Origin of the sequence: Burkholderia sp. MSMB1498 (assembly GCF_001526245.1) — a bacterium.
Lineage (GTDB): Bacteria > Pseudomonadota > Gammaproteobacteria > Burkholderiales > Burkholderiaceae > Burkholderia > Burkholderia savannae.
In genome coordinates this window covers 14,350-31,562 of sequence record NZ_LOYJ01000128.1, presented here as the reverse complement: position 1 = coordinate 31,562, position 17,213 = coordinate 14,350, and the positions used below count along the sequence as shown (strand labels likewise).

Below are 17,213 nucleotides of genomic sequence, written 5' to 3'. Positions count from 1 at the left end.
CCTATAATGCGGGTAAATACCTAAGTGAAAGCCCTTGGATTGGAGTGACCGATCATGTACTTGTTGAGCCGCCTGTTCCTGTTTCTGACGAAGTCGCCCGAACAACGCGCGAAGGAGCGCGCCGATGCGTATCTCGCCGGCGCATCCGATCTGTATGACCTCGAATTCCGTATGCGCAAGCTTGATCGCGAAGCCGCACTCGAACGCTCGTGATTTCGCGTTAAGCGCGTACTAAATTTATACGCATAAAGTTGTAAAGTCGAAGAGGGCGCGCCGGCTCGATGGCCGGCGCGCCCTCTTTGTCATTTCGGCGCGTGCGCACCGCGGCGTCAAGCGACGACGAGGCGTACCGCGACGTTGTTGCGCGTCGCGTTCGAATACGGGCACACCTGGTGCGCGCGATCGACGATTGCCTTCGCGGTCGCCACATCAAGGCCGGGCAGCGCGACGCGCAGCTCGACGTCCAGCGCAAATCCGCCTTCCTCGTTCGGGCCGATGCCCACTTCCGCGGTGACGGTCGTATCCGCGGGCAACGTCTGCTTGCTTTGGCCCGCCACATACTTCATTGCGCTCAGGAAGCATGCGGAATAGCCGGCGGCGAACAGCTGCTCGGGATTCGTGCCGTCCGCGCCCGTGCCGCCGAGTTCTCGCGGCGCGGCAAGCTTCACGTCGAGCTTCTGGTCTTGGGACGTCGCGCGGCCGTCACGGCCGCCGGTGCTGGTTGCTGCCGTCTTGTACAGAATGTTCATGCTGGACTCCTGTGTCGTGAGAGAAAGGGCCTCGGCGAATCGGGAAGCGCGGGCCACGGCATAAATATAGTTCGCTAATCATTAGTGCGCAAATTATTTTTTTTGGGCGTGACTTACCGGGCAGAGCGCGGGCAGAGCGCGGGCAGAGCGACAGTCGATCAGGCGTCGCTGGCGTCCGTCAGCGCTTGCCGCAGCCGCGTCAGATCTTCGCGCAGCCGGATCAGGAAATCGGGCGTCTGGCGCATCGCGCAAAACAGCTCGGCGGGCACGGATCGGGCCTTTTGCTTCAGCGCGGCGCCTTCTGCGGTGAGCCGCGCGTGGACGATCCGCTCATCGTTCGTGTCGCGCACCCGCTCGATGTAGCCGAGCGCCTCCAGGCGCTTGAGGAGGGGCGTGACCGTCGCGGGATCGAGGCTGAGCCGGGCGGCGATGTCCTTGACGGCCATGTCGTCGGATTCCCACAGCACGAGCATCGCGAGGTACTGCGGATACGTGAGCGCGAGCTTGTCGAGAAGCGGTTTGTAAGCCTTCGTCATCGCGAGCGACGTCGAATAGAGCGCGAAGCAGAGCTGGTCGTCGAGCGTGAGCGGGAAGGTTGGCGAATCGTTCATGATGGAGTTTTGGTAAAGCACAAAAGATTTGTATGCAAATGATTTTGCGCCTAACTGCGACGATTGGCGAGAGGCGCCGAGCGCTCAAGAAGGGGATGAATCGAAAAGGGGATGAATCGATGGTCGACGACGAAGAGGGCGGCGAACTTGGCCGCGACTTCGTTGGCATAAGGCCGGCCCGGCAAGGCGCCGCGGCGACACCGGCGCCGGAGGCCGAATCGGCGGGGCGCGCGAGGGGTGCCAGGTAGCGGCGAAAGGTCGAAAGAAGAATCGGAGAGCGTGCTCTATGGCTAGCGGCGCCTATGTGTCTCGCTTCGGCGGCGAAGCGGCACCGGATGCCCGACGCCAGGCAGGCAGCGATCTTCACTCGTGCGCTGCGTGAACGCCGCTTTCTCCGTCGAAGCATCCGCCGCGTGTGCGCCGGCGATTCCGAACCGCGCGACGACACGCGAAACGCGCGTGCATCGGCGCGGCCGCGCCGCTCCCGCTTGCGGCGATTACCGGGAAGAATCCGGCAGTGTCGGCGCGCCCGGCTCCTGCACGCCGTAGCAGCCGCGATAGGTTGCGTAGAACGAGCAATAGAGCATCGCCGTGATGACGATCGATGCCGGCATCATTACCGTGAGCGCGTACGCGCTGGCGCCGAGCGCCTGCATCAGCGCGGCGAGCCCGAACGACACGCCGAGCGCGACCGCGAACCACAGCAGCCCGTAGACGGTGAACGCCCCCTTGTTGCGCCAGCAGCTCACGATGCTGAAAAACAGCGCCTTCATCGGCGGAACGTCGTGCCATGCGGTCAGCACCGGGGCGAACCAGAACATCATCGCGACCGGCACGTACAGCGTGGCCGCGATCAGCACCGCGACGGCGACGCCCGGCGACGCGAGCGCTTCCGATTCGAGGTTCTCGGCGCCTAGGCCGAACATGATCTTCAGCAGCGTGCCGCCGTCGCCGAGCGACGAGCAAGCGAACACGAGCGCCATCGACACGATATAGATTCCGCCGAGCGCGAGGAGCCGCTGCGTGACGACGGGGCCGTATGAGCGGAAGCCGTCGATCAGGATCGTCGGCAGCACCTGCTTGCCGGCGATCGTATCGCGGCACGCCGCCATGAAGCCGACCGCGATGCCGGGAATGAACAGGAGCGGCAGCGCCGCGCCGATCACCGGCACGAGCGACACCAGCATCATCGCGAGCAGGTACGTGAAGAACAGCGTGACGAACGCGAGCGGATTGCGCCGGAACAGCCAGATGCCCTGGCGGAACCACACGTAGCCGGTCTTGGCGGAGACTTCGATCAGTTGCATGCGTGGGTCTCGGGGAGCGTGCCCGCGTGCGCGATGCGCTCGCGCAGGATGCGTTCGAAATGGCCCGGGTCGTGCGGCTTGAGCATCTGCGCGGCGCGGGGAAGATGGAAATCATACAGGCGCGACACCCAGAAGCGGTACGCGCCCGCGCGCAGCATGTCGCCCCAGTGGCGGCGCTCGCCGGCCGTGAACGGACGCACCGTCTGGTATGCGCGCAGCAGCGCGTCGGCGCGTGCGGCGTCGAGCGCGCCGCTCGAGAGGTCGACGCACCAGTCGTTGACCGTCACGGCGACGTCGAACAGCCACTTGTCGCAGCCGGCGAAGTAGAAATCGAAGAAGCCGCCGAGCCGCACCGTGTGGCCGGTGTCCGCATCCGCGTGCGCGAAGAGCGCGTTGTCGCGGAACAGGTCGCAATGGCAGGGGCCTTCGGGCAGCGCCGCGTAGTCGTCCGATGCGAAGAACGCGGCCTGGTGCGCGAGCTCGCTTTCCAGCAGCGCGCGCTGCTCGCCGGTGATGAGCGGCGCGATCTCGGGCACCGTCTCGCGCCACCACGACAGGCTGCGCAGGTTCGGCTGATGCCGCGGATAGTCGCGGCCGGCGAGGTGCATGCGCGCGAGCATCTGGCCGACTTCGACGCAGTGCTCGACGCTCGGCGCGAGCTCCGCCGCGCCCTCGAGCTTGGTGACGATCGCGGCCGGCTTGCCGTGCAGCTCGCCGAACAGCGCGCCGTCGTCGCGCGCGACGGGAGCGGGCACGGGCACGCCGTGCTTCGCGAGATGGCTCATCAAGTCGATGTAGAACGGCAACTGCGCGGCCGTCAGATTCTCGAAGATCGTGAGCACGTATTCGCCGCGCGTCGTCGTCAGGAAGAAGTTGCTGTTCTCGATGCCGGACGGGATGCCGCGGAACGCGACAACGTCGCCGAGATCGTAGTGGCGCATCCAGAGTGCGAGGTCAGCGTCGGAAACTGCGGTGAAAACGGCCATGCAAGAGACGTCGGATCGGGTTGGCGTGCCGGCGGCGCGCCGGTGTCGCAAAAAGGGCGGAAGAGGAGCCGGCGCCGCGGGGCGCCGGCGGTGGCGTCAGTAGTGCAAGTTGACCGACGGCAGGCGCGTGATCGGCACGCCCGCGTCGTGCGGACGCGGAGACGTGTCGGGCGACGCGCTCATCTGATATCGGGTGCCGAAATTCGATTTCACGTTGATCTCGACCGGCTTGCCGCGATCGCGGTATTCGGTGACTTCGGTGCCGTTCTTGCTTTTTTCGTGAAAGCTCGGCGTGCGTCGCACGTCGTTGAAATCGACCTTCGACGTCACTTCGGCGCCCGGGCGGTTGATCTGCGCGAGATCGGGCAGCCCGGCCGCCTCGTTGGCCGCGGCCTGGGCCTTTGCGTCGGCGGCCGCTTGAGCGGCGTCGGCGGCGTAGGCGGGGCCGCCGAGAGCGAGTGCCGTCAGGGCGGCGGCGAAAAGGAGCGGCTTCATCGTGTTTCTCCCAGTGAACCATTGGATTTTAGCAAATACCGGCGTCGTGCCGATGCCGTTCGTCGATGCGCGGCCGGCCTTGCGGCCGCGAAGGGCATCGGCCGCGCGCGCGGGTTCCGTGGTAATGTCGAAGCGATCTTGAAGAGGCATTGCTACATGAAGAACGATCCCAATCGCCGTTCCCGGATGCACATGCCGGGCAGTCCGTCCGTCGAAGCGTTCGATGACCCGATCGCCGCCGTCGCGCGGCTCTCCGAGATCTACGAGACGAACACCGCGTTCCTGCGAGACGCGTTTGCGCGCTACCGCCGCAACGACTCGTTCGACGAGCGCGTGCGCGCATGCTATCCGTTCGTGCGCATCCGCACCGACGTCAACACGCACGTCGATTCGCGCCGCTCGTACGGCTTCGTCGCGGGCCCGGGCGTGTTCGAGACGACCGTCACGCGCCCGGATCTGTTCGCGAGCTACTACCGCGAGCAACTGCGCCTGCTCGCGAAGAACCATCATGTGCGGATCGAAGTGGGCGTGTCGACGCAGCCGATTCCGGTTCACTTCGCGTTTTCCGAAGGAATCCATCTCGAAGGCGAGCTCGACCGCGACCGCCTCGTCGCGATGCGCGACGTGTTCGATACGCCGGATCTCACTTACCTCGACGACCGGATCGTCAACGGCACGTACGAGCCCGCGCCGGGTGAGCCGCACCCGCTCGCGCTCTTCACGGCCGCGCGCGTCGATTTCTCGCTGCATCGGCTGCGCCACTACACGGCGACGCTGCCGACGCATTTCCAGAACTACGTGCTCTACACGAACTACCAGTTCTACATCGACGAATTCGTGAAGCTCGGCCGCGCGATGATGTCGGAGAGCGACGATCCGCAAGTGCGTGCGTACCGCAGCGAATACACGGCGTTCGTCGAGCCGGGCGACATGATCACGTACAACGCGAACCTCGGCGACGAGGCGACCGAAGGCACGCCGCCGCCGCGCGGGCCGCAGATGCCCGCATATCACCTGAAGCGCGCGGACGGCAGCGGGATCACGATGATCAACATCGGCGTGGGGCCGTCGAACGCGAAGACGATCACCGATCACATCGCGGTGCTGCGTCCGCACGCATGGGTGATGCTCGGCCACTGCGCGGGGCTGCGCAACACGCAGCGCCTCGGCGATTACGTGCTCGCGCACGGTTACGTCCGCGAGGATCACGTGCTCGACGCCGATCTGCCGCTGTGGGTGCCGATCCCGGCGCTCGCCGAGGTGCAGGTCGCGCTCGAGCGCGCGGTCGCGCAGGTCACGCAGCTCGAAGGCGTCGAGCTCAAGCGCGTGATGCGCACGGGCACCGTCGCGAGCGTCGACAACCGCAACTGGGAATTGCGCGATCATCGCGAGCCGGTGCAGCGGCTGTCGCAGAGCCGCGCGATCGCGCTCGACATGGAAAGCGCGACGATCGCCGCGAACGGCTTCCGCTTCCGCGTGCCGTACGGGACGCTCTTGTGCGTGTCGGACAAACCGCTGCACGGCGAGCTGAAGCTGCCTGGGATGGCCGATCAGTTCTATCGCGCGCAGGTCGATCAGCATTTGCAGATCGGCGTGAAGGCGATGGAGATTCTTCGCACGAACGGGCTCGACCGGTTGCATAGCCGCAAGCTGCGCAGCTTTGCGGAAGTGGCGTTTCAGTAATCAGCCCTTGCTGAATAAGGCTCTCCGGCTGCTTCGGAGAGTCTTATTGTCTAACATGAGCGTCAGTGTCTAACTTGCGCGCTTCAATGGGACTGGCCGGACGCGTTCCACTTCACGCGACTTCGTGTAGTGCGCGGTCATACTCTCGGTCGTGTGGCCGGCCAGTGATTGAGCTGCCGCCGCCCCTTGCTGTCGCTTCAGATCGGTCAGCGCTTTTGCCCGCAGATCATGGAAATGCATGCCGATCAGGTATTTCGGGTTCGGCGTGACTCCCTTCTCTTTGCAGTCCTTCTCATATGCTGATCGTGCTCGTTGGCAAGCGCGTTTCCATCCAGAGTACGCGCCGATATAGGTGAAGCGGCCGCCGGTGTGCGTGCAGATCACTGGCCCGATGGACGTGATCTTGCCGCCGCGTGCCCGATCCAGCGTTTCTCGCAGATCGGGCGTCATCTCGATCAACAGGCGCACGCCACTGCTATTGACCGTCTTGCTCGGATGGAACGAAATTCCCTCATCGGACACGTTCTGCCAGTTGAGCGCGAGAAGGTCGCCGATACGTTGAGCGGTCTGGTACGCCAAGTCGATCAGGCAGAGGATCGACCGCGCGGAAGAAGTCTTGTAGTCGGCACCAGCAAAGACGGCCGCTCGCACTGCGTCCAACTCGTCGTCCGTGATGTAGCGGTCACGCTTCTTTTCCTTGGCCGCGCCAACCTCGCGTGCGGGATTGCGATCGCGAAGCCCGCGCCGAACAGCGTGCGTGAAGATCAAAGACAGCAACGCCTTGTGTTTATTGCTGCTGCTCGGCTTGTCGTGGAAGTGCTTATCCAGAAATCGGGCAACGTCCACGGGCCTGACGTCTTCGATCGGCCACTGCGGGCCGAATTCCTTCCGGATGAGCCCGATCATCTTGACGTAGTTGCTGCGAGTCTTCGGCGCGTATGCCGGCAGCTTTTTCCGCATCCAGTCATCGATCAGGGCAGGCATCGTGTTCTCGAGCGCGGCCTTCCCGTCGGACGCACGCGTGTACTCAGCCAGCGATTCGTACAGGCAGACGATACCGTCGCTGACGCGGCAGAGCTTGTGCCATTTGCGGTTCCTGTCGACGAACCACCACGATCCGTGTTTCTCGTAGACGCGTGCGGGCAAGAAAGAGGGGCTTTGGCGGCGTCCGATCATTTCGTAATTTCCTTCATGTCAGAGGTTAGCTTCGGGCGTTTCCGGCTGATCTTGGGTTCTCTTAATGTGAATCCGGACAGGTGGTGCCGCCAGACCCTGATGCTGCCGTCAGGTCGGCGGTCCGCAGGGATTCCCGCGTTCGTCAGGGCCCGAAGTTGCCGAGCCGGTTGGCGGTATCCCGTCGCCTCATAGATTTCGCGGGCGGTCAGCGTCAACGCGTTCGTCGGCACGACGTGCGAATCCTGAGTCTCACGCTCGCGATGCGAGGGAAGCGGGCGCAGAACAACTCGTGGACACGTGGTTTGCATTGGTTTTTGCATTTAGTGTATTGATTTATAAGTAATTTTTTGGCCATCAATTGCCATCATTCAGGCATGGCACTGCCCGAAAACTCGTGGCCTAAAAAATAGGCAGCGTCCGTAACTGATGGCAAAACGCCTGTGACTCGTGGCAGTCCGTTTCGGCCTATGCCTTGCCCTTCCTTGCTTTCTTTCTCTTTCTTTTTCAATGAAATAGAGAGAGAAGAGAGAAGGGCGGCGGCGGCCCGAGCGAAAACCGGACTCATGGCAAAAGCGGCTCGACTAGTGGCAAATCGGGGGGGACTCGCGGCGGCACTCGCTTCAAGAATCAATGACTTACGAGCGGACACCATCGAAATCCACGATTCGCGTGCGCTGCCTGCTCGGTCGCTGTGGAAAAATCCGCCCGCGCGGCCCCGCTTCCTCTCGGTTCGCGCTGTTGCCCGGCTGTTTCGACTCGCGGGGGGAACGGGGGGAAGTGAACCAAGCGGCGGCCGCGGGTTGGTGTGCGCCGACTGCTGCGCGCATCGGCGCACGCAGCGGAAACCCGATTTCAGGGCCGCTACGCGGCCGGAATGAACGAGGGAAGGGGCACGGCCGCACGGCGGCCGCGACGGCTGAGAAGGCGTCATGCGTGGCCCCGTTCGAGTGCATCGGTCGCCAGGTCCTCGCGGATCGACACGTGCAGGCCGAACACGGCCAGGCGCTCGAGCGAAACCGGCGTGAGGTAGGGCACGCGGCGGGTGTAGATGCGGCGCTCGACTTCCTTCTCGCCGACGACGACGCCGGCGTGCTTGAGCTGCGCCTTGAACACGCGGTCGGACTTCACGGGCAGGCCGTTCCATTTGTCGCGCAGCGCGCTCGTGTGCGCGAGGTGGTCCATCACGTGGCCTGTGCGCAGCAACAGGCAGAACTCGCCGTCGACCGTATCGAAGGTGTAGGGGTGTTTGTAGTTGCCGCCGTCGATCTCCGACAGCACGGTTTCCATGATCCAGACCCACGGCTCGCGATCGGCGCTCGTCTCCGCGACGTGGCTGTTCATTTCCGCGAGCAGGTCGTGCGGAAAGCCGCCTTCGCTCGGGTCCATGCCGGCGAATTCGCAGAGATAGCGCCAGGCGAGCGCGACCGCCGCATAGTTGGCGGCCATGCGAGTCGCGCCGTCGTCGGCGCCGCTCGCGATGCACTTCGCGAGCGCCTTGTCGCGCAACGTCGCGTACTGCTCGAGCACGGCGCGCTTGTCGAGGCCCGCGAGGTACTCGAGCCACTGCCGAACCGGGAAGCGCGGCAGATCGTCGGGCAGCAGCGGGCCGCGCTTGCCGGTCAGCGTCGTGCGCACGAGCTTGCCGAGCAGGCTTCGTACGGGCACATCCTCGCCGGCCAGCATCACGGGCGCGCACAACAGGTATTCCGTCATGTCGGTGCCGCGGCGCGTGACGGTGTACTGGTAATTCTCCTGCAACAGCCCGACCGCCTTGTCGATCACGTCCTGTCGACGTGCGGAAAGCTCTTCCCATCCGACCGGGTGGCTCGTGTGGCTGATGCTCGTCAGCAGCCGGAATTCGGTTTGCAGCGACTGCCCGGAGAACATCGTGAACGCGAGCGAGCGCTCAAGGCGCTTGATGAGCGTCGACTTGCCGGCGCCCTTGTTCGCCTGGATCGTGATGTGCGGCCAGAAGCCGAGCAGCGCTTTCAGGTGCCCGCCGAGCGCCCACACGAGCGGGATGGTCGCCGCGTTCTGCTTGAACGTCGTCTGATAGGCGGTGATCACGCGACGCGCGTCGCCGGCCGGGCCGCTCGGGAACGTCAGGTTGTGATACGGGCACTGCTTGTCGGCTTCGGTGAAGTAGCAGTCCGGCCCCTCGTTGACGATCAGGCGGCCGTCGCGCCACGCGAGCCCGACGAAATTTGCAGCCTGGCGCGCGCCGAGGTCGGCGCCGCGCTCGAGGATGTTCACCATGCGCTTGAACGGCGCAGGCGTCCAGATGGGGCCGAACTTGCCCCACTGGTCGACGTTGTGGAGCTGGTCGTCGAGCATCACGCGGCGGACGAGCTGCGCGCCGTGCCGCGGCGTCTGCACGGACACAGCGAAGTAGACGGTAGGTGCCTGGTCGGCGTCGCCCGTCATCGTCGATGTCGCGCTCGCGACTGATACGCGGCTGATGCCGGCGATGCGAAAGCCGCACAGGTCCGTCATCACGGGCGTCTCGACGCCGGATTCCTCGTTGCGGTCCATCTTCGTGATGTAGCTCGTGAAATCGGGCCGCACGCGGAAGCGCCAATACTGCGCGAAGTCGTGCGACGGCAGAAAGATGCGCGGTCGGCCGCGGCGCGTGGCGTCGCCGGCGAGGCCGGCGATGAGCCATGGCTCGAGCTGCTCGAGCGCGCGCGCGAGCTCGGCCGGGCCGCGCAGTTGCAGGTAGTCGTTCACGTCGTTGATCGGCTGCTGTTTCGTCTCGCCGTCCGCCAGGTCGGCGAGCCAACCGGCCTGATCGATGAGCACCGCGCTGATGTTGAGACTCGCGAGGCGCTCGTAGAGCGCCCACGCGGCTTCCGGTCCTGGTCGACGGCCGGCGCGCGGGTGGCCGTCAGGGAACGGCTCGTCGTTGTCCATGCAGACGACGACTTGTTTGCCGCGCAGAAACGTGAAGTCGATAGCGTCCACGTTCGCGACGCCGCGCAATGCGAGTGCGGCTGTTCCGGGGGCGGCGCAGGTATCGATCGAGAGGGCATTGATCGGGCTCTCGACGATGACGACGCGCTTCGCGTTCATCAGCTTGCGAACGTCAGCGGTCCAGCCGTAGCCGGATCGATCACCTTGGCATGAGGTCTTGGTGTCGCCGTTGAGCGCTGGATCGACATACCGCATGTCGACGGCGACGACGCGGCTGTCTTCGAGTGCCCGCACGATGAAGGCTGCGGCCGGTCCGCCGTGGCCGACGTCGCCGGCGGCGACCTTCGTGCTCGTCCACGTGTTGAAGCCGAGCGAGCGTGAAGTGATCGCGGCGTCGATCGCTGCGGCGGAAATGCCGCGGCCGCCGAGGTATTCGCGCACGCGGTCGCGCTCGGCGAGACAGCGGTCGGCGATGTATTCGACGGTCGACTTCTCGCGGCGCTCGATCGGTGCCGACCGCTCGAGCGGGATGCCGTAGGCGTCGTGCAGGTAACGCACGGCGTCGGCGACGGTGCCGCCGCGCGCATGAATCACCAGGTCGATGCATGAGCCGCCGGCGTCGGCGCTGTGATCGCGCCAGCCCGTGCCGTGCTTCGGGTGGTTCACGTAGATCGACAGGGACGGGCTCTTATCCGCGTGCTGCGGCGAGTGGTAGAGCGCCTTGTCGCCGCCGCGGCCGCGTTTGAGGCCGAGGCGGTCGGCGAGGTCGTGCAGGTCGATTCGTTGTTTCAGTTCGTCGATCGTGGCCATGTCTGTGTTTGCTACTTGGGCTGCTGCGGTGTGCGGTCGGTGGGGTTGCCGGTCGTGGCCGGGCTGAACACGACGGCGTTCAGTGCGGCGGCGGAGTCGGGGAAGGCGAGGGCGAGGCGGTCGCTGAGCGCGGCGACGAACAGGCCGAGCATGCATTGCCGCTGAAGGCTGCCCGGCTTGTTGTCGAAGCGCAGCGTGCCGGCGGCCGCGGCGATCGCGGAGGCGAGCGCGACGTCGTGCGGCGCGCGGTTCGGATCGTGTTTCATGCGGGAATCCTCCCGAGGATGGCGTGTTCGTTCTGTTGGATTCGATGGACGGCGATTTGCAGATTGGCGCGCGCCGTCATGGCTTCGTCGAGCATGTCGCGCAGCCGGCGTTTGTTGCGCTCGAGGTTCGCGGCCGCGTGCGCGATCGCGGCGTCGCGCGTCGGGCCGACGCCGGCCGCCAAGCCGGATGCGAGATGCGTCACGGCCCACTTTTCGGGGTAGCCGTCTGGCGCGTGACGCTCCATGTGAATGCCGAAGGTAGCGCCGGCGTCGTTCGGAATCACGACGTGATCGCCGCTCACAGTGCGAAGGCCGGCCGTCGTCATGAGCTCATAGCGGATGAATGTGTTCGCCATGCTTACCACTCCCCGACAAGTCCGCCGAGCTCGCCCAGGCGCGAGCTGATGTCGATCAGCAAAAGAGAGCGCGCACACGGAAAGTACCCGTGATGTTTCAGCGCTTGGAATTCTGCGATGCGCTGGAGCATCAAGTAGCGGACGGCATGCCGATAACGGATCTTTACGTCTGTGTCGTCCGCCGGTAGTGGTTCAGAAAACTGGTTCATGTCACCCTCGAAAAAGCCGGGGCGTCGTGCGGACCGCCCCGGAAAAGCGCCGCGCCCCGAGGCATCGGGGAGTGCGCGCGGCGTGAAAGTGGATGCGCTATCGAGCGATGCAGCGCGACAGCGCGTGATCGGATCGCCTCGAGCTCGTCGACGGCGGTCGGCGTTGCGCTATGTGGGCTTGGCTTGATTGGCTCTGGTCGCCGCGCGTTCGTATGCGGCGCGATCGGCCCATACGATCAGGCCCACGCGGCCCGCGCCGAGCGCTGCTTCGGCCAACGTGATCGCGTCGGTGGCGAATGAGACGAGCGTTCCCCGCCGCATGGCGCGGATGTCCGTCATGGACTGTTCGAGGAGCTGGAAGCGCAGGTGGTCGTTGCCGATCTCGGCGAAGAATTCCGTGAGCGTCATGGCTTACCTCCGCGGCGGAACGGACCATGCCAAGGCGGCCATCAACGCGACCAGTGCGACGACGCCGACCGCGAACGCGATGGTGCGCGCGTGGCGAATGTCGAACAGGCGCAATACGTCGGCGGTCAGGCAGTGAATGCCCGTGAGCGAGGTCGATAGCATCAGCAGTACGCCGATGCCGAAAACGTAGGGTTTCATCGTGTGGTTCCTCATGTGTGCGCCGGCGGCTGGCGCGGGTGGGTCAGTCGTCGGTGTCGTTTGCCGCGCAGCGCTTCGCGTCGAAGGTGCGCCGCAAGCGGGCTTGTTCGCGGTCCCGCATTGCGCGCGTCGCGGATTCCACGGCAAGGCGAACTGCCGGCGGAGCCGTGTCGAAGTCGCCGACCATGCGCAGGCGGGACCAGGCCACGCGCAGCTCGAGCTCGGAGAGGGGCGCGCGCATCGTGGTCAGTGCAGGAGCCTGACGGTCGGCACGAGGGCGGGCATGTCGGCGTCAGCATCCCAGCGTCCGCCGAGTGCATAACCGAGCTTGCGCGCGGCGCCGAGAAACACGACTGCGTCGACGTCGGCGTTCCAGAGGGTGCGCAGGTATTCGCGGCGCTTCTCGAGCGGAAGATCGACGGTGTTGAACGGTAGGACGAGAGGGGTAGAAGCAAGAGTGGCCATTCAGTACTCCTTTTCTTCAGGAAAAAAAAGCCCCTCGCGCCTCAACGGCACGATGCGAGGGGAAACGGGGAAGCGGGTTAGGCGGCTAGACCGGCAGCTCGAGCTGCTGCGCGAGGCATTCGCGCACGTGTGGCGAGAGCGGCAGATTCAGCGAGAGATTCGGCGTTGCGGACGGCGACAGCGTGCGTGCGAATTCCATGTTGACGACATAGGTGTGACCGCATTCCGGGTTGTTGCACTGATACGTGACTTCACGGAAGGTCAGCGACATTTCGCGGCTGCTGCGTGCGGTGGCACGCGTGCGGCAGTGAGGGCAGCGGTTCAGGATTCGCATGACGAACTCCCTGGGCGGCATTCGCCGTAGCCGCGGCGGGCGCATTCGCAATGCACACCGACTTCGCCTAGTGTGGCAACGGCATCGAGGTATTTGCGGGTGACGAGAACGAAGCCGACTGCGGCGACGAGCGTGTCGATTTTGTCGATCACGACTCCCTGCCCGCCGCTGAGGAAACGGCTGACCTGGGAGTCATCCCATCCAAGAGCTTGTTGCACGTCCTGACGCTTGGGGCCGTGCAGAGCATGACGAAGCGCCGGTTCGATAAGGGCAGGGTTTCGCATGACTCAATGCCCCACAACGGGATTTGCGTGCGCTTGCGCGCTCGCATCGGTAACTTTGGCCTGATACCGCTCAACCCCTTCGAGGTAGATTAGTCGCGCGACGCTGGACGTCGAGCGATTTTGGGATGCGGACAGTTCTTCGAGTGTGCGGCGTTCGTCCGGCATGAGCCGCATGTATACGGGCTTGTTGGACAACACGCCGCGCGGCGAGCGCGTAACGGGAGCTTTCTTGCGAAGCATGGCGGTATACTTCCCTTCGTTAACCTTGCACAAACACATGGTATGCGGTCGTTTGGCCTCATGTCAACGAATTTTAAATTCAAATGAATTCATTTGCGGAGCGCCTACGAGAAGAACGTCAGCGCCTTGGATTGAATCAGACGGACTTCGCCGCGTCTGGAGGGGTTAAGCGAGATGCGCAGCAAAACTATGAAAGTGGTTTGCGGCGTCCCGACTCCTCATATTTGGAAGCGGTTGCTGCGCTGGGCGTGGATGTGGCGTACCTGCTGACAGGGCAGCGCAATGCATCCGAGTTGTCGGCAGACGAGGAAGTCTTGCTGGCGGGGTATCGGTCGCTTGACGCGAAGGGGCGAGCTGGCGTGCTCGGCCTGATCGGGGGGATGACGCAGCAGGTTCCCGCAGCGCCGAAAGCCGCCAAAACCACAACGGTTCATCAGAATTTCGAAGGGGCGAAGATCGGGAATCACGTGGTTGGCGACGTGACGGCGCCCTTCACAATCAACATGGGGGGCGCAGGACGAAAGAAGAAGCGGGAAAGTTAACGCAACTGAGAGAAACATACGGCAGGCCAGCCGTAGGAGAAAAAGAAGTTAATGAATCAGAAATTCAGCGGAGAGGTCGGGCAGGTTGCTGGCGGAGATGTGAAGGCCAGTAATGCGCAAGCTAACGTCAATATCCACCTGCATAGCGGGGCAGAGTCGAAGCAGTACATCAGCGAACGCCAACGGCGCGCAATCGGAGCGAAAGTCTTTGAGCTTGAGGCAAAGACCGGTGTCGAGAAGCTCATGGTGTACCGCCGCTTGAGAACGGTGTTCAAGTTCCCGAGCATGGACGAGATGCCGCGTGATCTGTTCGAACGCGTGATGCGGTACCTCGACGGGTGGATACGCAACGGGTCAGCGGATCAGCCCGCGCGTGCCTCTGTTCAATCGGAGCTTAACGAGCGGAAACACGCCGCACCGCAGTCAGTCGCGCCCGCTGAGTCACAGGCCGAACACGCGGTTCGACAAGCCGACGCCACGGTGCCAATTGAACCGGAATCCACTCCGGCACAACAACAGAAAAAGCAATTGCCTTGGTTTGCTGTATCGATCGCCGTAACGGTGACGATAGCCGTTGCGGCGACGATGTACGTTGTGATGCACCGACCAGACGAGTCCGCGCAGAACCAAGCGGTCGTCACATCACCACATTGCGAATACGGCGGCAATCGCTATTCGCTCGGTAGCGTGGTCATGCAAGCAGGTGTGCGCCGACAGTGTGCGACCACTGGTGATAGTGCCGCATGGCAGAAAGCGGACACAGCCCGGCGCTAATTCGTCACGCTTTTGCAAAATAATTTCTAACAGGCGCACACGACTGCGCTATTCATTCCGGGGAACTTATGAACGTGTTACTTCTGTTTGTTGCGACGATCCTAATTTGGGGCATCGTTTGGAGAGCTCTTGCGAAATTCTGGAGAGGCAAGGGGCACGGTGGGTTCGCATCTCATTTGGGTGCCGGCATTGCTGGTTTTGTCGTGTCGATGATCTTCTTTGGAACGCTTGCTCCAAAGGAGGAGCCAGCGAGCGTTGCATCAACGTCCAGCTCGTCAGCGGCTGCTTCTTTGGCAACTCGTGATGTATCCGCAAGCAGCTCATCCGCAGAGCAACGAGCGTCGCGGCCGGTCGTAGCCACCGCAGTCGAGTCAGCATCGTCCAGTTCCGAAAATAAAGACGAAAAAGAAAGCAATGCGAATGAGGATCGCGATTTGGGCATGACCCCCAAGCAATATGCGGCTCGTTTCGATGCGATCGTGAAAACGATGGATTTGCCGTTTCGGGCTCGTTTCTCCAACAAGCACCGTGGAAGCGTTGCAGATACGGTTCGCGCAGACTTTGACGAGCGCATGGGGTTGATTGCTCGTGTGAGCAAAGAATCCGGGAAGCTTCTCGAAGTCACGTTCATCGGCGGTAGCGACGGAACTCCCGACACCGCCGCCAACATCGTGCTGGTGGCTGCTGCTGCTCTAACTGCGGCTATTCCTGACGTATCCGTCAAATCCGTGACGCCCAAAATCATGGATATGGTGACGAAGTATAAGGAGGGTGGAGACAATCAGGAACGCGTTCTTAACGGCGTAAAACTCTACTACCTGAGAGGCGAAGGGATCGGGCATTGGTTCGGAGCAACGCCGACCTGATCCGGAAGGAATTTCATTTTCCAGCTTTCCTGAAATGCGACCGATGCCGGTCCGTCGTCGGATCGTCTCGCATTTCGAGCTCGAGCGCGGTCGTGAAGCCGACGTCGCCTATCGTGTGCGTCGCCTTCTTCACGAGCCACGGCGTCTCGTCGATTTCCGGTTTGAAGCCTGATACGACGACGGGCATTTCAGGGAACAGCTCAGCGCGGCCGCGCGCGAGCATGTAGCTCATCGTCGCCTGGCTGCGCTGCATCCGCTTGAATTCGGCTTGCGCGGCCGCGCGCGCTTCCGCCTCCGTCGCGTAGTCTTCCGGTAGCACCTTCACGTTCTTGTTGTTCTCGCCCCCGACGATGACCGACTTGCGTTTCGCGCGTCCGTTCGAATGGTAGTGCGCGCGCACGGCCGCGTAGTTCTCGCGTTCCGACACGTGGTAACGATGGCTGTCGCCGCTCGCGCGCGTCAGTTCGAGCACGTCGAGCCGCTTGCCGCTCGCCGTCTGGCCGGTGCCGATCGGCATGAACAACAGGCGTAGGTCTTTCACGTTCATCACGGCGTCGTAGCGCTTCGCCAGGCGCGTCAGGAACGACATGTCCGATTCGTGCGTCTGGTCGATGTGTGCGATCAGGATTTTCGCGAGCGCATCGCCGACGGTCGGCGCGAGCGAGTAGCGCCCGGCGATCGCATGCACGATCGAGCCGATCGTCTGCCGATGCCAGCTCTTTTCGCGGCGCTCCTGCATGCCGCTCGTCATCGCGGCCGAGCGCGCGTGCACGGTAATGATGTCCGGCGCGCCGCTGTGCTCGACTTCGTTCACGACGAAGCTGCCCTTGTCGACGAGCGGCTCGCCCGCCCATCCGATCGACGCCTTGATCGTCGCGCCGCGCTTTGGGATGTCGAGGTCGTTCTTGGAATCGTCGAGCACGATGTCAATCGTATCCGCCTCGTCGGAGCGCGACTCCGAAATCGACAGCGACACCAGCCGCGGCGCGAACAGGCGCGACAGATCGCGGCCACCCACCGATATGCGGTAGTCCGGCTGCGGATGCAGGCGTGCGACGCGCGGCGCGTCCTGCGATTCCGGCCGCGTAGTGCGTTCGTTCGTCGACGTAGCCATCAGCGCTTGTCCTTCCGCGTGTTCTTCTCGCGCGCCGTGCGCAGCACGTCGTCGTCGACGCGCTCGATTGTGAGCTGGAACTCGATGCGCCGCGGCGTGCCGTCCACCGTGTGGTAGCTCTGCGTCTCGTTCAGCTCGGCGATGACGTACGCGCCGTAGACGTTGCCGGCGCCGTCGACGAGCACGTACGCCTCGCCCGTGTCCGCCATCGCGGCGAGCTCACGAATCGACGCGATCGAGCCGAACGTCTCGGGCGCGACCAGGCCGTTCAGCGTGATCGTGTCATCGCCGACGCCGGCGAACTGGCGGCCGTCGCGCGCGCCGACGCGCGAGCTCGTCGGGTGCTTCCACGTGCGCCGGCGCTGCAATTCGCGGAACGGCGCGCTCGTGAGACTGAAAACGAATTGGTCGAGGGACATGAGCATGCGTG

General features: G+C 63.8%; 25 protein-coding genes. 5 read left to right on the top strand and 20 right to left on the bottom strand.

Annotated elements, in window-relative coordinates:
• Positions 1-54 precede the first annotated feature (54 nt).
• Complete coding sequence (locus WS91_RS35115; protein WP_038755405.1) at positions 55-213, top strand: DUF3563 family protein; 159 nt, start codon at positions 55-57, stop codon at positions 211-213.
• Positions 214-329: 116 nt separating this feature from the next.
• On the opposite strand, the gene WS91_RS30280 is transcribed toward WS91_RS35115, so the two are convergent.
• The 5 genes from WS91_RS30280 to WS91_RS30255 all read right to left on the bottom strand — a co-directional run bounded on the left by WS91_RS30280 (position 330) and on the right by WS91_RS30255 (position 4,148).
• A complete protein-coding gene (locus WS91_RS30280; protein ID WP_038755403.1) occupies positions 330-749 on the bottom strand; it encodes an organic hydroperoxide resistance protein in 420 nt (139 codons plus the stop codon).
• Positions 750-907: 158 nt separating this feature from the next.
• The gene (locus tag WS91_RS30275; protein ID WP_038755401.1) at positions 908-1,360 is read right to left on the bottom strand and encodes a MarR family winged helix-turn-helix transcriptional regulator; all 453 of its coding nucleotides are present in this window, start codon (positions 1,358-1,360) and stop codon (positions 908-910) included.
• 497 nt (positions 1,361-1,857) lie between these two features.
• Positions 1,858-2,667, bottom strand: a complete 810-nt coding sequence (locus WS91_RS30265; RefSeq protein WP_038755397.1) for a BPSS1780 family membrane protein — start codon at positions 2,665-2,667, stop codon at positions 1,858-1,860.
• Positions 2,658-3,653 (bottom strand): homoserine kinase, encoded by a 996-nt coding sequence (locus WS91_RS30260; protein WP_038755394.1) that lies wholly within the window; start codon positions 3,651-3,653, stop codon positions 2,658-2,660. Before WS91_RS30260 ends, WS91_RS30265 begins: the two co-directional genes overlap by 10 nt.
• A 96-nt stretch (positions 3,654-3,749) precedes the next feature.
• Positions 3,750-4,148 carry a hypothetical protein gene (locus tag WS91_RS30255; protein ID WP_038755411.1) on the bottom strand — a complete coding sequence of 133 codons (399 nt, stop codon included), beginning with the start codon at positions 4,146-4,148 and terminating at the stop codon, positions 3,750-3,752.
• 156 nt (positions 4,149-4,304) lie between these two features.
• On the opposite strand from WS91_RS30255, the gene WS91_RS30250 reads away from it, so the two are divergent.
• Positions 4,305-5,831, top strand: coding sequence for an AMP nucleosidase (locus WS91_RS30250; RefSeq protein ID WP_059581271.1), 1,527 nt, complete (start codon positions 4,305-4,307; stop codon positions 5,829-5,831).
• 69 nt (positions 5,832-5,900) lie between these two features.
• Here WS91_RS30250 and WS91_RS37700 read toward each other — a convergent pair whose 3' ends face one another.
• The 13 genes from WS91_RS37700 to WS91_RS35095 form a co-directional block, all read right to left on the bottom strand.
• Positions 5,901-7,007, bottom strand: coding sequence for a tyrosine-type recombinase/integrase (locus WS91_RS37700; RefSeq protein ID WP_231752116.1), 1,107 nt, complete (start codon positions 7,005-7,007; stop codon positions 5,901-5,903).
• On the bottom strand, positions 7,004-7,315 hold the full coding sequence (locus WS91_RS35110) for a DUF4224 domain-containing protein (RefSeq protein ID WP_082758438.1): 312 nt from the start codon (positions 7,313-7,315) through the stop codon (positions 7,004-7,006). Before WS91_RS35110 ends, WS91_RS37700 begins: the two co-directional genes overlap by 4 nt.
• 619 nt (positions 7,316-7,934) lie before the next feature.
• Positions 7,935-10,727 (bottom strand): toprim domain-containing protein, encoded by a 2,793-nt coding sequence (locus WS91_RS30240; RefSeq protein WP_059671600.1) that lies wholly within the window; start codon positions 10,725-10,727, stop codon positions 7,935-7,937.
• 11 nt (positions 10,728-10,738) lie between these two features.
• Positions 10,739-10,993 carry a hypothetical protein gene (locus tag WS91_RS30235; RefSeq protein WP_059671599.1) on the bottom strand — a complete coding sequence of 85 codons (255 nt, stop codon included), beginning with the start codon at positions 10,991-10,993 and terminating at the stop codon, positions 10,739-10,741.
• Positions 10,990-11,349, bottom strand: a complete 360-nt coding sequence (locus WS91_RS30230) for a hypothetical protein (RefSeq protein ID WP_059671598.1) — start codon at positions 11,347-11,349, stop codon at positions 10,990-10,992. Before WS91_RS30230 ends, WS91_RS30235 begins: the two co-directional genes overlap by 4 nt.
• 2 nt (positions 11,350-11,351) lie before the next feature.
• Positions 11,352-11,558 (bottom strand): hypothetical protein, encoded by a 207-nt coding sequence (locus WS91_RS30225; RefSeq protein ID WP_059671597.1) that lies wholly within the window; start codon positions 11,556-11,558, stop codon positions 11,352-11,354.
• Between the two features lie 168 nt (positions 11,559-11,726).
• Positions 11,727-11,966: a hypothetical protein gene (locus WS91_RS30220; RefSeq protein WP_059671596.1), complete on the bottom strand. Its 240-nt coding sequence runs from the start codon at positions 11,964-11,966 to the stop codon at positions 11,727-11,729.
• Between the two features lie 3 nt (positions 11,967-11,969).
• Positions 11,970-12,164 (bottom strand): hypothetical protein, encoded by a 195-nt coding sequence (locus tag WS91_RS30215; protein WP_059671648.1) that lies wholly within the window; start codon positions 12,162-12,164, stop codon positions 11,970-11,972.
• Between the two features lie 43 nt (positions 12,165-12,207).
• The gene (locus WS91_RS30210; protein ID WP_059671595.1) at positions 12,208-12,405 is read right to left on the bottom strand and encodes a hypothetical protein; all 198 of its coding nucleotides are present in this window, start codon (positions 12,403-12,405) and stop codon (positions 12,208-12,210) included.
• A gap of 5 nt (positions 12,406-12,410) precedes the next feature.
• Positions 12,411-12,629, bottom strand: a complete 219-nt coding sequence (locus WS91_RS30205; RefSeq protein WP_059671594.1) for a hypothetical protein — start codon at positions 12,627-12,629, stop codon at positions 12,411-12,413.
• An 85-nt stretch (positions 12,630-12,714) separates the two neighbouring features.
• Positions 12,715-12,963, bottom strand: coding sequence for an ogr/Delta-like zinc finger family protein (locus tag WS91_RS30200; RefSeq protein ID WP_059671593.1), 249 nt, complete (start codon positions 12,961-12,963; stop codon positions 12,715-12,717).
• Complete coding sequence (locus tag WS91_RS35100) at positions 12,951-13,247, bottom strand: phage DNA-binding protein (protein WP_004549900.1); 297 nt, start codon at positions 13,245-13,247, stop codon at positions 12,951-12,953. Before WS91_RS35100 ends, WS91_RS30200 begins: the two co-directional genes overlap by 13 nt.
• A gap of 3 nt (positions 13,248-13,250) precedes the next feature.
• A complete protein-coding gene (locus tag WS91_RS35095; protein WP_004524462.1) occupies positions 13,251-13,487 on the bottom strand; it encodes a hypothetical protein in 237 nt (78 codons plus the stop codon).
• 83 nt (positions 13,488-13,570) lie between these two features.
• Between WS91_RS35095 and WS91_RS30195 the strand changes: the two genes are divergently transcribed.
• The 3 genes from WS91_RS30195 to WS91_RS37695 all read left to right on the top strand — a co-directional run bounded on the left by WS91_RS30195 (position 13,571) and on the right by WS91_RS37695 (position 15,669).
• Positions 13,571-14,029, top strand: a complete 459-nt coding sequence (locus tag WS91_RS30195) for a helix-turn-helix domain-containing protein (RefSeq protein ID WP_059671592.1) — start codon at positions 13,571-13,573, stop codon at positions 14,027-14,029.
• A gap of 51 nt (positions 14,030-14,080) precedes the next feature.
• Entirely contained in the window at positions 14,081-14,803 is a 723-nt protein-coding gene (locus WS91_RS30190; protein WP_059671591.1) for a hypothetical protein, read from the top strand.
• Positions 14,804-14,871: 68 nt separating this feature from the next.
• Positions 14,872-15,669, top strand: coding sequence for a hypothetical protein (locus tag WS91_RS37695; RefSeq protein ID WP_231752115.1), 798 nt, complete (start codon positions 14,872-14,874; stop codon positions 15,667-15,669).
• 13 nt (positions 15,670-15,682) lie between these two features.
• Here WS91_RS37695 and WS91_RS30180 read toward each other — a convergent pair whose 3' ends face one another.
• Positions 15,683-16,783 (bottom strand): phage late control D family protein, encoded by a 1,101-nt coding sequence (locus WS91_RS30180; protein WP_059671589.1) that lies wholly within the window; start codon positions 16,781-16,783, stop codon positions 15,683-15,685.
• A complete protein-coding gene (locus tag WS91_RS30175; RefSeq protein ID WP_059671588.1) occupies positions 16,783-17,208 on the bottom strand; it encodes a phage tail protein in 426 nt (141 codons plus the stop codon). Before WS91_RS30175 ends, WS91_RS30180 begins: the two co-directional genes overlap by 1 nt.
• Between the last annotated feature and the right edge of the window lie 5 nt (positions 17,209-17,213).

Coding starts and splice junctions, on each gene's coding strand:
- WS91_RS30265 (WP_038755397.1), bottom strand. CDS start 2,667: ATGCAACTGATCGAAGTCTCCGCCAAGACCGGCTACGTGTGGTTCCGC.
- WS91_RS35110 (WP_082758438.1), bottom strand. CDS start 7,315: ATGCAAACCACGTGTCCACGAGTTGTTCTGCGCCCGCTTCCCTCGCAT.
- WS91_RS30190 (WP_059671591.1), top strand. CDS start 14,081: ATGAATCAGAAATTCAGCGGAGAGGTCGGGCAGGTTGCTGGCGGAGAT.
- WS91_RS30275 (WP_038755401.1), bottom strand. CDS start 1,360: ATGAACGATTCGCCAACCTTCCCGCTCACGCTCGACGACCAGCTCTGC.
- WS91_RS30175 (WP_059671588.1), bottom strand. CDS start 17,208: ATGCTCATGTCCCTCGACCAATTCGTTTTCAGTCTCACGAGCGCGCCG.
- WS91_RS37695 (WP_231752115.1), top strand. CDS start 14,872: ATGAACGTGTTACTTCTGTTTGTTGCGACGATCCTAATTTGGGGCATC.
- WS91_RS30225 (WP_059671597.1), bottom strand. CDS start 11,558: ATGAACCAGTTTTCTGAACCACTACCGGCGGACGACACAGACGTAAAG.
- WS91_RS30250 (WP_059581271.1), top strand. CDS start 4,305: ATGAAGAACGATCCCAATCGCCGTTCCCGGATGCACATGCCGGGCAGT.
- WS91_RS30260 (WP_038755394.1), bottom strand. CDS start 3,653: ATGGCCGTTTTCACCGCAGTTTCCGACGCTGACCTCGCACTCTGGATG.
- WS91_RS35115 (WP_038755405.1), top strand. CDS start 55: ATGTACTTGTTGAGCCGCCTGTTCCTGTTTCTGACGAAGTCGCCCGAA.
- WS91_RS37700 (WP_231752116.1), bottom strand. CDS start 7,007: ATGATCGGACGCCGCCAAAGCCCCTCTTTCTTGCCCGCACGCGTCTAC.
- WS91_RS30230 (WP_059671598.1), bottom strand. CDS start 11,349: ATGGCGAACACATTCATCCGCTATGAGCTCATGACGACGGCCGGCCTT.
- WS91_RS30210 (WP_059671595.1), bottom strand. CDS start 12,405: ATGCGCGCGCCCCTCTCCGAGCTCGAGCTGCGCGTGGCCTGGTCCCGC.
- WS91_RS30200 (WP_059671593.1), bottom strand. CDS start 12,963: ATGCGAATCCTGAACCGCTGCCCTCACTGCCGCACGCGTGCCACCGCA.
- WS91_RS30235 (WP_059671599.1), bottom strand. CDS start 10,993: ATGAAACACGATCCGAACCGCGCGCCGCACGACGTCGCGCTCGCCTCC.
- WS91_RS30180 (WP_059671589.1), bottom strand. CDS start 16,783: ATGGCTACGTCGACGAACGAACGCACTACGCGGCCGGAATCGCAGGAC.
- WS91_RS30195 (WP_059671592.1), top strand. CDS start 13,571: ATGAATTCATTTGCGGAGCGCCTACGAGAAGAACGTCAGCGCCTTGGA.
- WS91_RS30280 (WP_038755403.1), bottom strand. CDS start 749: ATGAACATTCTGTACAAGACGGCAGCAACCAGCACCGGCGGCCGTGAC.
- WS91_RS30205 (WP_059671594.1), bottom strand. CDS start 12,629: ATGGCCACTCTTGCTTCTACCCCTCTCGTCCTACCGTTCAACACCGTC.
- WS91_RS30220 (WP_059671596.1), bottom strand. CDS start 11,966: ATGACGCTCACGGAATTCTTCGCCGAGATCGGCAACGACCACCTGCGC.
- WS91_RS35100 (WP_004549900.1), bottom strand. CDS start 13,247: ATGCGAAACCCTGCCCTTATCGAACCGGCGCTTCGTCATGCTCTGCAC.
- WS91_RS35095 (WP_004524462.1), bottom strand. CDS start 13,487: ATGCTTCGCAAGAAAGCTCCCGTTACGCGCTCGCCGCGCGGCGTGTTG.
- WS91_RS30255 (WP_038755411.1), bottom strand. CDS start 4,148: ATGAAGCCGCTCCTTTTCGCCGCCGCCCTGACGGCACTCGCTCTCGGC.
- WS91_RS30215 (WP_059671648.1), bottom strand. CDS start 12,164: ATGAAACCCTACGTTTTCGGCATCGGCGTACTGCTGATGCTATCGACC.
- WS91_RS30240 (WP_059671600.1), bottom strand. CDS start 10,727: ATGGCCACGATCGACGAACTGAAACAACGAATCGACCTGCACGACCTC.